This is a genomic window from Dactylosporangium cerinum, from assembly GCF_042653625.1.
Classification (GTDB): domain Bacteria; phylum Actinomycetota; class Actinomycetes; order Mycobacteriales; family Micromonosporaceae; genus Dactylosporangium; species Dactylosporangium cerinum.
The window spans coordinates 554,673-569,057 of sequence record NZ_JBHSIU010000019.1 but is presented as its reverse complement, the minus strand read 5'-3'; the positions used below and the strand labels follow the sequence as shown (position 1 = coordinate 569,057).

The window sequence follows — 14,385 nt, the reverse complement described above, 5'->3', positions numbered from 1 at the left end:
GTTGGCAGGCCGCCCCCGCTTCGCGCTACTTGACGAGGAGTTCGGCGATCTGGACGGCGTTGAGCGCGGCGCCCTTGCGCAGGTTGTCGTTGGAGACGAACAGAGCGAGGCCGTTGTCCACGGTCTCGTCCACCCGGATCCGGCCGACGAAGCTGGGGTCGGCGCCGGCGGCCTGCAGCGGCGTCGGCACGTCGGTCACCACGACACCCGGCGCGGCCGACAGGAGCTCCAGCGCCCGCTGCACCGAGATGGCCCGCTCGAACCGGGCGTTGAGCTGCAACGAGTGGCCGGTGAACACGGGCACCCGCACGCACGTGCCGGAGACCTTCAGGCCCGGGATCTCGAGGATCTTGCGGCTCTCGTTGCGGAGCTTCTGCTCCTCGTCGGTCTCGAACGAGCCGTCGTCGACGATCGAACCGGCGAGGGGCAGCACGTTGAACGCGATCGGCCGGCTGAACTGCTTCGGCGCGGGGAACTCGACGGAGGAACCGTCGAACGCGAGCGCGGCCGCACCGTCGGCGACCTTGCGGACCTGCTCGTCGAGCTCGGCGACGCCGTTGAGCCCGGCGCCGGACACCGCCTGGTAGGTGGCGGCGACCAGGGCGACCAGGCCGGCCTCGTCGTGCAGCGGACGCAGCACCGGCATCGCGGCCATCGTGGTGCAGTTGGGGTTGGCGATGATGCCCTTCGGCCGGTCCGCGATCGCGTGCGGGTTGACCTCCGCGACGACGAGCGGCACCTGCGGGTCCATCCGCCAGGCGGAGGAGTTGTCGACGACGACGGCACCGGCGGCGGCCACCTTCGGCGCCAGCTCCTTCGACGTGCCCTTGCCGGCGGAGAACAGCACGATGTCCAGGCCGGAGTAGTCGGCGGTCGCCGCGTCCTCCACCGTGATCTGCGTGTCCTGCCAGTCGATGGGCCGCCCGGCGGAACGGGCGGACGCGAACAGGCGCAACTGGTCTACCGGAAACTGACGCTCGGCCAGGATGGCGCGCATGACGCTGCCCACCTGACCCGTGGCTCCGACGATGCCGATCCTCATGGGCGTCGAGATTACCGGGTCAGTGCGGCCGCCTCGCTGCGATTTCGCCCACTGGAGGCGCCGTAACCAGCGCTTTTGCTGGTTTCTTACGGCTTGCCGACAGCTGCGGCGCACGGCTTTCGGCGGGGCGGCCGAAATTAGCCGGAAATTAGTCCGTGTCGGGCAGGCCGATCGAGAACGCCTCTTCCAGGTCGTGCTGCGAGTAGGCGCGGAACGCGATGTGCGTGTCGGTGTCGACGACACCCGGCACCTTCGAGATGCCACCGGCGATGACCTCGGCGATCTCCTCGTACTGCCGGACCCGCACCATCGCGATCAGGTCGACGTTGCCGGCGACGGAGTAGACCTCGCTGACCCCGGGGAGGTTGGCGATGTTCTCGGCCACCTCGGGGATCGAGTCGGTCGCGCAGTCGATGAGGACGATCGCGGTGATCACCTGCGGTGCTCCTTCCAGCATGTGGACACCCGCCATGCTAATCCGCCGCGACGGTGAGCTCCCGCCCGACCCGGATCGCGTCGCGCAGTGTCTCGCCCGCCCGCACCTCCGCGCCCGGCCACACCACACCGCGGACGACCCGCCCGGCGACGACGGCACCCGGCCCGACGACCGCCTCCTCCACCGCCCCGGTCACCGAGGCGTCCTGCGCGATCAGATTCCGGTGGTGCGCGGCGTGCAGGTTGGCCTTCAGGTAGTCGCGCGGTGTGCCGGTGTCCAGGTAGGTGCCGCGGTACTCGACGACCTCCAGGCGCCCCTCCCGTTCTGCCGGCCGCCAGGTGGTGCGCACCAGGTCCGACGGGACCGGCTCCAGGCGCTCCACCAGGTCCCACGGCAGCAGGGAGAAGCCGGCGAACCGGTGCGTGCCGAACTCCTTCGGCGGGCCGGGGACGCCGAGCATCCGCACCGTGGTGCCGTCCCAGCCGTCGATCAGGTCCTTGAGATCTTCGTCTGCCGGCTCGTGTGGGGCGAGGTATGCATCGGCGTTGCCGACCAGCACACCCCGGCCCCCGATCCAGTCCTTGAGGAGCGCGACGCCGCCGGCCGTGCCGAACGGATCGCCCGGCTCGACGGAGAGGTGCGCGCGGTCCCCGACGTGCGCGACGACCTGCTCCCCGAGGTAGCAGGCGTTGACGGCCAGGTCGCCCGGCCCGGTGAGACCGAGCGCGGCGACCCTGGTCATGGCCCGGTCCAGCAGCGCGACGTTGCCGACGGGACACAGCGCCTTCGGCAGGTGCTCGGTCAGCGGCCGCAGCCGGCGCCCTTCCCCGGCCGCCAGGATCACCGCGCAGAGCTTCACTTGGTGAGCACTTCCGGGTAGTCCTTGTACGGCCCGATCCCGTAGTGGGCGAGGAGCTGCGACGTCGACACCGTCAGCGGCGGCAGCGCGTCCAGGCGGTGCCAGGCGGCCTCGATGACCTCGGCGCCGTCGATCTCGAAGTCGTCGGACGGCTCGACCTCGGTCTCGAACACCATGTCGACCCACTGACCGCGGGTGTGCACGACGGCGTTCGGGTTGGCCGGGCGGAACCCCTCCACCGGCACCGTGATCCCGGTCTCCTCGGCGAGCTCACGGGCCGCCGTCTGCACCGGCCGCTCGCCGCGGTCCATCAGCCCCGCCGGCAGTGACCAGCCGGCGCCGGGCGGCTGCCGCAGCAACAGGATCCGGCTCGCCGCGGGGTCGCGGACCAGGATGACCGCGCCGATCGTGTACGTCGGCTGGAACGTCCGCACGATCCGGCGCTTCCAGCGGGACGGGAGACGGTAGAACGTCCGGTACGCCACCATGCGCAGCTGTTGCTTGACCTGTCTTACCGCCATCTGCGAAAGGCTAGTGCCCTACCGGGGGGAGTGGTCGACCAGGGCGATCAACTCCTCGACCACCTCGTCCGCGGTGCGGCTGTGGTCGGCGACGGCGACGAGCAGCGTCTCCAGGTCCGGATAGCCCAGCCTGGTCGCGAGGCGGACCAGCGGCAGGTCGCTGGCCAGGCCGCGGCCCTGCCGGCGCAGTGCCAGCCCGATCGCGAGCCGGCCCAGGCGCACCTTGTTGGCGACCGTGATCGCGGGGGCCTCGTGCGCCTCGAACCACCGGCTGATGTGCAGCCTGGCGTGCGGCGTCTTCACGAACTCCAGCCACTCCGGCGACGGCCCCCGCGCGGGCGCGTCCGCGTCGAAGTCGAACTCGTCGCGCTGCCCCGTCCGGGTGATGATCTCGACCGTGTCGCCGTCGGCGAGCGGCGACGACACCGCGATCAGCCGCCCGTTGACCTTCGCGCCGATACATCGGTTGCCGACGTCCGCGCCGAGGATGTACGCGAGGTCGACCGGCGTCGCGTCCTGCGGCAGCAGCACCGGCCGCCCGCCGGCCTCGGCGAGCACCAGGATCTGGTCCTCGGCGAGATCGCAGCGCAGCGACGCGATGAACTGCGACGGGTCCGACGCCGCCGCCTCCCAGTCCAGCAGGCGCCGCAGCCAGTTCAGCTGCTCCGCCTTGCTTGCCGGGCCGAACCGCGCCGCCGTGTGCGGGTACCGGAAGTTGGCGACGATGCCGTACTCCGCGGCCTGGTGCATCTCCTCGGTGCGGATCAGCACCTCCAGGGAGCGTCCCTCCGGCCCGAGCACCGTGGTGTGCAGCGACTTGTAGTTGTTGCCCTTCGGCGTGGCGATGAAGTCCTTGAACCGCCCGGGCACCGGCCGCCACTTGCCGTGCACCGCACCCAGCGCCGCGTAGCAGTCCGTCTCCGGCCCGTCGACGATGATGACGACCCGCGGCATGTCGTGCGGGTCCTCGTAGTTGCCGTCGACCGTGTCCTTCCAGATCGAGTACAGGTGTCGCGGCCGCGGTGACACCTGCGCGTCGATGCTGAACTTCCGCAGGTCCGTGTTCACCGCGGAGATGACCCGCTCCAGGTAGCCGTCCCAGCCGGTGCGCTGCCGGACGTACTCGTCGATCAGCGCATACCCGCCCGGGCTGACCGCCCGCAGCACCCAGTCCTCGAGCTCCCGCTTCAACGCCTGGATGCCGAGCCGCTCGCACAGCGGGATCAGCACCTCCCGCGTCGCCGTCGCGATCCGCACCTGCGACTTGATCGACCGCGCGTCGAGGGTCCGCATGTTGTGCAGCCGGTCCGCCAGCTTGATGACGAGCACCCGCACGTCCCGCCCGGCGGCGACGATCATCTTGCGGATCGTCTCGGCCTCGGCGTCGGCACCGTAGAACATCTTGTCGAACTTCGTCACGCCGTCGACGAGCAGCGCCACCTCGCCGCCGAAGTCCCGTTCGAGCGCGCCGAGCGTGTAGTCCGTGTCCTCGACCGTGTCGTGCAACAGCGACGCGACCAGCGTCGTCGTGTCCATGCCCAGGTCGGCGAGGATCTCCGTCACTTCGAGCGGGTGCGAGATGAACGCCTCTCCGCTCTTGCGCATCTGCCCGCGATGCATCTGCTCAGCGGTCGAGTACGCCCGCCGCAGCAACGCCACGTCCCCCGTCGGGTGGATCGTCTTGTGCGACCGCAGCACGTTGCCCAGCGGATCCTCGGTCGTCTGCCACGGCAGCATCGCCCGCAGCCGCGACCCGATGATCGCCGAGTACGTCGCCGTCGGGTCCCCGGGCACCGCCCCACCCACGAGCGCCGAGTACGTCGGCGGCGGCGGCACCGCCGGCGAGTCCTCGGTCGGCGGTGCGGTGAGCCTGGCCCGAGGCGCCGCGAACCGGTCGTCGACGGGCGCCGCCCGTTTCGCCCCCCGGTCAGCGTCCCGATCCTTGCCCGTCCGCCCCGCGGCGCCCTTGTCTGTGGCGGGCTGGTCCGTGCTGGGCTGGTCTGTGGCGTTCTTGTCTGTGGCGGCCTTGTCTGTGGCGGCCTTGTCTGTGGCGGGCCGGTCTGCCGTGGGCGTGGGCCGGTCCGCGGTTGGCCGGTCTGTGGCGGGACGCTCGACGATGGATCGTTCGTTGCGGGGACGTTCGCCGCCCTGGCGTTCGGTGCTGGTCCGCTGGCCACCTGGACCGGGCCGGGCCACGGGCGGCCGGGACCCCGCGGGACGTTCGTTGGCCGGCCAGTCCCTGCGCGTGTCGCTCTGGTCCTGCGGCGCCCGTTGGCCCTGCGCCGCCCGCTGCTCCTGGACCGCCCACTGCCCGGGCGTCTCCTGCTCGTCGCGTGGCGCCCGCCGCTCGGCGGCTCCGTGCCCGGCGGTCGCAGCGGTTCCGGCGGTCCCGGCGGTCCCGGTCGCAGTGGTCCCGGTCGTTCCGGTTGCGGCGGTCCCGGTTGCGGCGGTCCCGGTTGTGGCGGTCCCGGTTGTGGCGGTCCCGGTTGTGGCGGTCCCGGTTGTGGCGGTCCCGGCGCCGGCAGTGGCGGTCCCGGTTTCTGCTGCGACGGTTTCGGCTGTAACGGTCCCGGTTCTGGTCGCGGTGCCTTCGGTGCCGGCGGCCGTGTCGTCCGGAGTGTGGTCCCGCGCGAACTGCCGGGCCGCCGTTCCCTGCCGGCCCTCGTCCTCCTGCGGCATGCGCTGCCCTGGCGTTGCGTCGTTCGTCTGGTCGTCCCGCGCGGCCTGCGCTGCCGGGTGGCGCTCCGCCGTCTGCGCCTCCACCCGGCCCGGCTGCGAGCGGACCTCCGCGCCGGCAGCCCTCGCGGCGCCGTGACCCGGGTCTCCGCCACCACTGCCGTTCGCCACCTGGTCCCGCGCGCCGCTCTCCCTGGGGCTCCGGCGTTCCGCGTTCGGGTCCTGTGCCGATCCACCCCGCGCTACCAGGCCGTCGGCGCTGTGGTCCTGCGCCCCTCGGCCCTGCGTGCCCAGGTCCTGCGCTCCCAGATCCTGCGTCCCCGGATCCCGCGGCTCTCGGCCCTGCGTATTTCCGTCCGGGGCTACCTGGTTGTCGGCGCTGTTGTCCTGCGGCCCGTGGCCCTGGGCAATCCCGTCTTGCGACCCGGGGTCCTGCGCGCTCGGGTCTTGCGGCTCTCGGCCCTGCGTATTTCCGTTCGGGGCTACCTGGTTGTCGGCGCTGTTGTGCTGCGGCCCGTGGCCCTGAGCAATCTCGTCTTGCGACCCCAGGTCTTGCGTGCCCGGGTTCTGCGGTTCTGGGCCCTGGGCATTTCCGTCTTGGGCTACCTGGTCGTCGGCGCTGTTGTCTTGCGGCCGTCGGCCCTGGGCACGTCCGCCCTGCGGGTTCGTGCCGTGATTGCCGGACCCGTGGCCACCGGGCTGGTGATCGCCGGTCTGGTGACGGCCGGGCTCATGTCCGTCGGACTCATGGCGGTTCGGCTCGTGGGCGCCGGGCTGATGAGCGTCGGGCTGGTGATCGTCGGAGGCGGGGCGGCCTGGGTCGGACTGGTCGGCGGAGGTCCTGTCCACGTACGGACGGTCGGCCCGCTGCCGGTCCTGCTGGACCCTGTCCCTGGTGTCGTCCCTGGTGTTGCGATCCGGGTTGTGCCGCTCGGCCGGGTGTGCGGGCCGGCGACGCCGGGTCGGGGCCTCCGGCACGTTGATCGCCGCGGTCGGCAATCCCCGCGGCCCGAGCAGGACCTCGCCCACCGCGTCGAGCAGCTGGTGGGCGTCCGAGGCACCGGGCACGGGGGGCGGAGGCGAAGCGCCACCGATCGTGAAGCCCGTCGGCAGCGTGTGCACAAAACCCGTCGGCTCGTTGGGCTTGCCCCCGGGCGTCAGTGGGTCCAACATGAACTCGCTGTGCGCGGACGTGGACCCGGAGTTGGCGCCGCCAGTGCCGGTGGCCGTGGAGGGGCCAGCATCCAGGGGCGCGCCGGACTGATGCAGACCGGGCTCCATGCGGCACCTCCTCACCGACGGGCCGGGCGGGCCTGGGTTTGGGTAGGTTCCAGCCTAGTTTCCCTCGTGGCATCCGATCGGTCATTTGAGTTTGTGCGATCGTCCGATGTGCTTACCCTTCCAAGTCGATCCTGACCGACGCGGCGGCCTCCGCGCGGGTGAGAAATGGGCGCCACCGGCCGGCGCCCATGGCCGGAGATGACCAGCCCATGTCGGCCTTGACCAGCCGAGTCTCCGGCCGCTCGAGCCAGGCGAGGATCCGCTCGGTCTCCTCGGGCGACGCGCGCGGCGTCGGCCCGTGCCCCGGCGGAACGGTCTCAGCTGTGGCGAGAACCACATCCAATGTCGGCTGTGGATGCACCCTGGGGGGTGACACGCCGGCTGCGGCGAGTCGGCCGTGTCGCACCACCGCCAGCTCCCAGCCGCCCTTCGCGGCCGGCCGGGCGGCGATCAGCTCGGGCAGGCTGGTCAGCGATACGAGCCGCTGCATGCGGATCGCCGTGCGCAGGAAGGCGATCAACCGGGTGCGGATCGTGGCCGCGTCCTCGAAGCGCTCCGCGGTGGACAGCGCCTCGATGCGGGCCATGAGGCCGCGCACGACGGGGCCGGGATCGCCGGTCGTCGCGGTGCGGAACGGCTCGGCGGCGGCCGTTTCGTAGTCGTCCGGGGAGATGCGGTGCTCGCACGGCGCCGGGCAGCGGCCGAGCTCGGCGAGCGCGCACGCGGGGGTCTTCGTGCGCAGGGACAGTTTGTGGGTGCACTGCCGGATCGGCAGCGCGTCATAGATGCCGGCGGCGGCGAGCTCGGCGCCGCGGCGGGAGCCGAACGGGCCGAGATATGCCGCGCCGTCGGGCTGCACCTCACGCACGACCGACAGCCGGGGATAGGCCTCGCCGGTGAGCTTCAGCCACATGACCCGCTCCGGAAACTTGGAGCGGCGGTTGTACGGCGGTTTGTGCGCCGCGATCAGCCGCAGCTCCCGGACCTCGGCCTCCAGGGAGTGGGCGCAGAGGATCGCCTCGACCCGGTCCGCCGCGTTGATCATCTCGTCGATGCGGGCCCGCTTCTCGGCGGCGGTGAAGTAGCTGCGGACCCGGGTCGCGATCGACGAGCTGGTCCCGATGTAGAGCGGGCGGTCCTTGTGCCCGCGGAACACGTAGACCCCCGGGGCGTCGGGCAGGCCCTCGGCGAGGTGCCGTTTGCGCCGCTGGGACGGGCTGACCGCCTTGACGAACTCGATCGTCTCGCCGATGGTGTGCACCTTGTGGCTGCCCAGCCGGGCGATGAGGCCGTGCAGGACGTCGACGGTGGCCCGGGCGTCGTCCAGGGCGCGGTGGATCGGCTGGGTGCTCGCGTGGAAGTGCCGGGCGAGGGTCGACAGCTTGTTGTTGGGGACCTCGTCGGCGACCAGGGCACGCCGGGCGATCGCGGCGGTGTCCAGCACGATCGGCTTCGGCCACGCGTAGCCGTGCTTGGCGCAGGCCGCCTTGAGGAAACCGGTGTCATAGGGCGCGTTGTGCGCCACGAGGACGGCGCCGGCGGCGAACTCCAGGAACGCCGGCAGCACCGTGTCGATCGTCGGCGCCTCGACCAGCATCGACTCGGTGATGCCGGTCAGCACCGTGATGAACGCCGGCAGCCGCTCCTCGGGGTTGACCAGCGTGCCGAACTCGCCCAGGATCTCGCCGCCGCGGACCTTGACCGCGCCGATCTCGGTGATGCCGCCGCCGTCCGGCGCGCCGCCGGTCGTCTCCAGGTCGACCACCACGAACGTCGACGCGAACAGCGTCGCCGCACGTGGGTCGTCGAACAGGGCATCGAGCGTTTCCTGGTGGTAGTCGGCCACGCGCGCACACTACGACCAGGGTGTGACAAAAATGCCCTCAGTGCGGCGGGAAACGCAGCTCGAACCGGACGTCCGGCGAGCCGATCGTGGCGTTCGTGCGCACCACGGTCGCGGCGTGGGCCCGCAGGATGTCCGCCACGGCCCGCGGGACCAGCTCGTCGGCCTCCCGCGTGCCGTCGAGGTCGGCCTGCCATTCGGGGGCGATCGACCCGCCGGCGTGGCTGATCTCCACCGTCGGCACCGGCGCGCCCAGCACGCGCACCGCGACCTTCCCGCCCGCCGGTGCCACCTTCAGGGCGGAGAAGACGACGTAGTCCAGGGCTCTGGACAGCCGGCCAGGATCCGCCTGTACCGACGCAGCATCCGTCACACCAAGAGTGATGGCGATGTTGCGGGCGTCCGCGATGGGCCGCAGCTCCCGGATGCGGGCCTCAGTCAGGTAGGTGAGATCGACCGACCTGGCTTCCGGGTGCCCTTCGAGGACCGAGGTGATGACGAGTCGCCGCAGCTCGAGCAGTTCGGTGACCTGCTTGGCCAGGGCCCGCAGCCCCCGCATCTGATCGAGGCTGAGGCGGTGCGGTGCGTGGTCGACCACGCACAGGGTGCCCAGCGCCGCACCCTCGCTGGTCAGCAGGGGAGCGCCGGCGTAGAACCGGATGCCGTCCTCGGCCCGGACGAAAGGGTTGTCGGCGAACCTCGCGTCCTCGGTGGCGTCCGGCACGACCATCAGGTCCCGGCCCATGATCGCGTGGGCGCAGAACGCGACCTCACGGGGTGTTTCGGTGGGACCGGCCAGGCCGATCTTGGCCTTGAACCATTGCCGCTCCGTGTCCACGAGCGTGACCAGGGAGATCGGCGCGCCGCACACCTCGGAGGCGATCCTGACGATGTCGTCGAAATCGGTCTCCGGGGGAGTGTCCAGGACCGCCAGCGCCCGTAGCGTCGAGATCCGTTCGGCTTCGTTCTCGGGTACCGGCGGCTGCATGTCGGGCCTCCTCGGTGGCGTACCCCAATCGGGTGAAATAAGGATATGTCAGCTTTTAGTCTTTCGAGGGAAGCCGGCGGTGCCGGAGACCATCCGGGGCGAATCTGGTCGACAATGCGACACTGGAGTGATGCCCGCGCACGACGCTCCCGACGACCTCGACGACGAGGCCGTGGTGACGTCTGCGCCGGAGGAGGTGGACCTGCCCGACTCCGACGGCGGCATCGAGCCGGTGCTGCCCGAGACTGTTCGCCAACGGGTGATCTCCCTTGCCGCCGGTGCCATGACCGGCCTGCCCCTCGACGAGCTGCCGATGCCGCTGCGGCGGGTCGCGAAGTTCGCGCCGAACCGGCGCGCCCGCCTCGGCGGCCCGGTCATCGCGATGCAGCTGTCCGGTGACCCGCTGCTGCGCCAGCGCCTCGCCACCAGGGTCGTCAACGACGCCGGTGACCTGGGCGCGTCGATCCTGGAGGGGGTGGCGCCGCCGGCCGCCGACCCGGTGGAGGTCGCCGCGCTGGCGTATCTCGCCCGCCCCGACGGATGGCGTGACCTGGTCGAACGCGCCACCGACACGGTCCGCGCCGAAGCGGAGGGCGCCGCCACGTCCGAGCGCATCCGCGACGTCGAGCAGCGCCTGTCCCGGGCCGAGCACGACCGCGCCGTCGCCCGGGTCGAGGCCGACAAGCTCCGCGACGAGCTGGCCAGGCTCCGCGACGAGACGTCCGGCCTCCGCGAGGAGGTCCGCTCGCTGGGCAAGGCGCTGCGGGAGAGCCAGGCCAAGGAGCGCAAGGCGACCGACATGCTCGCCAGCGAGAAGGGCCGCGCCACCCGGGCCACCGCCGACCACGACGCCGAGCTGCGCCGCATGCGGGCCAAGCTCGCCGAGGCGGAGACCGCGGCCGGGGCCCAGCGGCAGAGCGCCAAGGACGCCCGGGCGGTCGACGATGCCCGGCTGTGGCTGCTGCTGGAGACGATCGGGCAGGCCGCCGTCGGGCTGCGCCGCGAGCTGGCCCTCGACCCGACCGACCGGCTGCCGGCGGACTTCGTCGCCGACCACGACGCCGACCGGCCCGAGAACGCCAACGGCGCCGGCGCGGCCCGGGCCCTGGACGCCGACGATCCGGCCCGGCTCGACCAGCTGCTGAGCCTGCCGAAGGCGCACATGATCGTCGACGGGTACAACGTCACCAAGAAGGGCTATGGCGAGCTCTCCCTCGAACAGCAGCGCAACCGCCTGGTCGCCGGGGTCGGCGGCCTGGTCGCGCAGACCAGGGCCGAGGTCACCGTCGTGTTCGACGGCGCCGAGCGGGTCGTCGGCCTTCCGCCGGCGCCCCGCGGCGTGCGGGTGCTGTTCTCGAAGAAGGGCGAGACCGCCGACGAGCTGATCCGGCGCCTGGTCAGGGCGGAGCCGGCCGGCCGGCCGATCGTGGTGATCTCCTCCGACAAGGAGGTCATCGACGGTGTGCGGCGCCATGGTGCGTACCCACTGGGCAACGACACCCTGCTACGCCGCCTGTCCCGGTCCTGACCTGCGGAAACTCATTTTTGTCGTACCCCCCGCTTACCGTGGAGCTACGGACGGTCAACGGAGGAGGAGCGATGCTCGTCGACTGCGAGACCTGCTCAGTGCGCGGCACCGCCTGCGGCGGTTGCGTGGTGACCCTGCTGCTGGACACCCCGCCCGCGCTGCACCAGCTCGGCGCGGCCGAGGTCCGGGCGATCGAGGTGTTCGAGCGCGCCGGGTTCGAGGTCACCGTGCTCGACCCCACCCACGTCGAGACGGCGGCACCACGCCGGTCGGGGCGGCACCGCGCCGCATAAGCTTGCGGAGTTTCTCACCAGGAGGTGCGGCGTGTCCCCTCGTGCATGGGCGGCGATCACCCTCGCGGTGCTGCTCGTCGCGGTCGTGGTGGTTGCGGCACTGCGGGTGCCCTGGACGGCGCCGCCGGCCCCGCGCGGCGACCAGCTCGCCGCACTCGACACGCTGCCGGCCGACGCCGTCGCCAGAGGCCGGGCGTTCCACGCGGCGCTGCGCCCCGGCACCTACCTGTCCCTCGCCCTCGGCCTGCTCGTCGCGATCCTGCTCGGCCTGACCCCGGCCGGCGCGTGGATCGTCGAGCAGGTGTCCCGGCCGTTCGGCGGCCACTGGCTGGCCCGGGCGCTGCTCGGCGGCCTCGCGGTGGTGTTCGTCGGCGAGATCGTGGCGCTGCCCCTCGCCGCCTGGCGCCAGTCCATCCTCAGGCGCTACGGGCTGTCCACCCAGGACTGGTCCGGCTGGACCGTCGACATGCTCAAGAGCTACGCCGTCGGGGCGGTGATCGGCGCGATTGCGCTCGTCGGCTTCTTCACCGTCACCCACTTCGCGCCGCGCTGGTGGTGGGCGTGGGGCGCGGCCGGCGCGGCGCTGCTCACGGTGCTGCTGTCCTTCGTCTTCCCGGTCCTGGTCGAGCCGGTCTTCAACAAGTTCACCCCGATGCCGGAGGGCGAGCAACGGACCCGGCTCATGGCCATGGCGCAACGCGACGGCGTGCCCGTGCGTGACGTGCTCGTCGCCGACGCGTCCCGCCGGACCCGCGCGGTCAACGCCTATGTCTCCGGTCTCGGCCCGACCCGCCGCATCGTCGTCTACGACACCCTCCTGGAGAAGGCTCCCCAGGAGGAGGTCGAGTCGGTCGTCGCGCACGAGCTCGGCCACGCCAAGGACGGCGACGTGTTCACCGGCACGCTGCTCGGGGCGTTCGGCGCGGCCGCCGCCGTGTGTGCCCTCTACCTGCTCGGCTCGTGGGGCGGCCTGCTGCGCCGCGCCGGCGTCGACGCGATCGGCGACCCCCGCGCCGTCGCGCTGCTGATCGCCGTCGCCACCGTCGCGGGCCTGCTCGCCGGCCCGGCGCAGGCGTTCGTGTCGCGGCGCGTCGAGGCCCGCGCCGACCGGCACGCCCTGCAGCTCACCGGCGACCCGGCCGGCTTCGAGGCCATGCAGGGCCGGCTCTCCCTGGTCAACCTCGGTGACCCCGACCCCAACCCGGTCGAGCAGTTCCTGTTCGGGTCCCATCCGACCGCGGTCGAGCGGATGGCGGAGGCACGGGCCTGGGCGCGGGGCGAGCGATGACCACGCTGCTCGTCACCAACGACTTCCCGCCCCGTCCCGGCGGGATCCAGCAGTTCGTGCACAACCTCGCCGTGCGGCAGCCCGCCGGCTCGGTCGTCGTCTACGCCTCCACGTTCCGGGACGCGGAGAAGTTCGACGCCGAGCAGCCGTTCGAGGTGGTGCGCGAGCCGACCGGCATGCTCCTGCCCACGCCCGGCGTCGCCCGGCGCGCCGCCGCGCTGGCCCGCGCCCGCGGCTGCGACAGCGTCTGGTTCGGCGCCGCCGCCCCGCTCGGCCTGCTCGCCGACGGCCTGCGCCGCCGTGCCGGGATCGAGCGGGTCATCGCCCTCACCCACGGCCACGAGGTCGGCTGGGCCGCGCTGCCCGGCGCCCGCACCCTGCTGCGGCGCATCGGCCGGGGCGCCGACGTCGTCACGTACCTGGGGGAATACACGCGCAGCCGCCTCGCCCGGGTCCTCGACGGGCACACGTCTCTGCAGCGCCTTGCTCCCGGCGTCGACGTCGACGCGTATTCGCCGCAGGTCGACCGGCACCTCGTCCGCGCCCGGCACGGCCTCGCCGACCGCCCGGTGATCGTGTGCGTCTCCCGCCTCGTGCCCCGCAAGGGCCAGGACGTGCTGATCCGCGCCCTGCCGCTGATCCACCGCGCGGTCCCCGACGCCGCGCTGCTGATGGTGAGCGGCGGGCCGTATCGTCCCACCCTCGAGCGCCTCGCCCGCGAGTCCGGCGTCGACCGCCACGTCGTCTTCACCGGCGCCGTCTCCTGGGCCGAGTTACCCGCCCACTACGCCGCCGGCGACGTCTTCGCGATGCCTTGCCGCACCCGCCGCCGCGGCCTTGACGTCGAGGGCCTCGGCATCGTCTACCTCGAAGCCTCCGCCACCGGCCTGCCCGTCGTCGCCGGTGACTCGGGCGGCGCCCCCGACGCCGTCCGCGAGGGCGAGACCGGTTTCGTCGTCCCCGGCCGCGACGTGCCCGCCGTCGCCGACCGCATCACGACCCTCCTGCTCGACCGCGCCCTCGCCGCGCGGATGGGCGCCGCCGGTCGTGCTTGGGTTGAGTCGGACTGGCGCTGGGAGACGCAGGCGGATCGCCTCCGGGCCCTGCTCACCACGACCCCGGACCACACCGCCTGACCCTTCGACCACCTGGACTTTGTGGCGCGGCTCGGACGTCCCCCGTTCTGTGTCGCGCGGATGGGTGCTGCCGGTCGTGCCTGGGTCGAGCCGGAGCACACCGCCTGACCCTTCGACCGCCTGGACCTGTGGCGTGGCTCGGACGTTCCCGTCCTGCGTCGCGCGGATGGGTGCTGCCGGTCGTGCTTGGGTTGAGTCGGACTGGCGCGGGAGACGCAGGCGGATCGCCTCCGGCCCTGCTCACCACCACCCCGGAGCACACCGCGTGACCCTTCGACCTGCGGCGTGGCTCGGACGTTCCCGTCCTGCGTCGCGCGGACCGAGGACGACGCCGGTGCTCCAGCTCGGCCTTCGGGTCTCACGGCGATCACTGCGACACTGCGACGGTTCGAACGACGATCGTCCGACGCGGAGCTGCCAGACGCGCGGTGACGAGCACAGCAGCGCCCTGGGATCTTCCGCACGCCTTCTTGAACGAAGCGGTGGGGTCGCCG

At 72.4% G+C, this 14,385-nt stretch carries 11 protein-coding genes; 4 read left to right on the top strand and 7 right to left on the bottom strand.

Annotated elements, in window-relative coordinates:
* Window positions 1-25: 25 nt before the first annotated feature.
* The 7 genes from ACFPIJ_RS20410 to ACFPIJ_RS20380 form a co-directional block, all read right to left on the bottom strand.
* Window positions 26-1,042: an aspartate-semialdehyde dehydrogenase gene (locus ACFPIJ_RS20410; RefSeq protein ID WP_380116732.1), complete on the bottom strand. Its 1,017-nt coding sequence runs from the start codon at window positions 1,040-1,042 to the stop codon at window positions 26-28.
* A gap of 148 nt (window positions 1,043-1,190) precedes the next feature.
* The gene (locus ACFPIJ_RS20405; protein WP_380116839.1) at window positions 1,191-1,478 is read right to left on the bottom strand and encodes an Lrp/AsnC family transcriptional regulator; all 288 of its coding nucleotides are present in this window, start codon (window positions 1,476-1,478) and stop codon (window positions 1,191-1,193) included.
* Between the two features lie 37 nt (window positions 1,479-1,515).
* Complete coding sequence (locus ACFPIJ_RS20400; protein ID WP_380116731.1) at window positions 1,516-2,337, bottom strand: nucleotidyltransferase family protein; 822 nt, start codon at window positions 2,335-2,337, stop codon at window positions 1,516-1,518.
* Window positions 2,334-2,858, bottom strand: a complete 525-nt coding sequence (locus ACFPIJ_RS20395; RefSeq protein WP_380116730.1) for an NUDIX hydrolase — start codon at window positions 2,856-2,858, stop codon at window positions 2,334-2,336. Before ACFPIJ_RS20395 ends, ACFPIJ_RS20400 begins: the two co-directional genes overlap by 4 nt.
* Window positions 2,859-2,876: 18 nt before the next feature.
* Window positions 2,877-4,694 carry a RelA/SpoT family protein gene (locus ACFPIJ_RS20390; protein ID WP_380116838.1) on the bottom strand — a complete coding sequence of 606 codons (1,818 nt, stop codon included), beginning with the start codon at window positions 4,692-4,694 and terminating at the stop codon, window positions 2,877-2,879.
* A 2,233-nt stretch (window positions 4,695-6,927) separates the two neighbouring features.
* Window positions 6,928-8,661, bottom strand: a complete 1,734-nt coding sequence (locus tag ACFPIJ_RS20385; RefSeq protein ID WP_380116729.1) for a DEDD exonuclease domain-containing protein — start codon at window positions 8,659-8,661, stop codon at window positions 6,928-6,930.
* A gap of 37 nt (window positions 8,662-8,698) precedes the next feature.
* Window positions 8,699-9,646: a GAF domain-containing protein gene (locus ACFPIJ_RS20380; RefSeq protein WP_380116728.1), complete on the bottom strand. Its 948-nt coding sequence runs from the start codon at window positions 9,644-9,646 to the stop codon at window positions 8,699-8,701.
* Window positions 9,647-9,776: 130 nt separating this feature from the next.
* Between ACFPIJ_RS20380 and ACFPIJ_RS20375 the strand changes: the two genes are divergently transcribed.
* The 4 genes from ACFPIJ_RS20375 (at window position 9,777) to ACFPIJ_RS20360 (ending at window position 13,891) form a co-directional block, all read left to right on the top strand.
* Window positions 9,777-11,174, top strand: coding sequence for an NYN domain-containing protein (locus ACFPIJ_RS20375; protein ID WP_380116727.1), 1,398 nt, complete (start codon window positions 9,777-9,779; stop codon window positions 11,172-11,174).
* A 71-nt stretch (window positions 11,175-11,245) separates the two neighbouring features.
* Window positions 11,246-11,467, top strand: coding sequence for a hypothetical protein (locus tag ACFPIJ_RS20370; RefSeq protein WP_380116726.1), 222 nt, complete (start codon window positions 11,246-11,248; stop codon window positions 11,465-11,467).
* Window positions 11,468-11,498: 31 nt separating this feature from the next.
* Entirely contained in the window at window positions 11,499-12,755 is a 1,257-nt protein-coding gene (locus ACFPIJ_RS20365) for a M48 family metallopeptidase (RefSeq protein ID WP_380116725.1), read from the top strand.
* On the top strand, window positions 12,752-13,891 hold the full coding sequence (locus tag ACFPIJ_RS20360; protein ID WP_380116724.1) for a glycosyltransferase family 4 protein: 1,140 nt from the start codon (window positions 12,752-12,754) through the stop codon (window positions 13,889-13,891). The genes ACFPIJ_RS20365 and ACFPIJ_RS20360 overlap by 4 nt, the downstream gene beginning before the upstream one ends.
* Window positions 13,892-14,385: the final 494 nt, after the last annotated feature.

Bases quoted from the DNA above. Each gene is read 5' to 3' on its own strand.
- ACFPIJ_RS20380 (WP_380116728.1), bottom strand. From the start codon at position 9,646: ATGCAGCCGCCGGTACCCGAGAACGAAGCCGAACGGATCTCGACGCTA.
- ACFPIJ_RS20375 (WP_380116727.1), top strand. From the start codon at position 9,777: ATGCCCGCGCACGACGCTCCCGACGACCTCGACGACGAGGCCGTGGTG.
- ACFPIJ_RS20410 (WP_380116732.1), bottom strand. From the start codon at position 1,042: ATGAGGATCGGCATCGTCGGAGCCACGGGTCAGGTGGGCAGCGTCATG.
- ACFPIJ_RS20360 (WP_380116724.1), top strand. From the start codon at position 12,752: ATGACCACGCTGCTCGTCACCAACGACTTCCCGCCCCGTCCCGGCGGG.
- ACFPIJ_RS20370 (WP_380116726.1), top strand. From the start codon at position 11,246: ATGCTCGTCGACTGCGAGACCTGCTCAGTGCGCGGCACCGCCTGCGGC.
- ACFPIJ_RS20395 (WP_380116730.1), bottom strand. From the start codon at position 2,858: ATGGCGGTAAGACAGGTCAAGCAACAGCTGCGCATGGTGGCGTACCGG.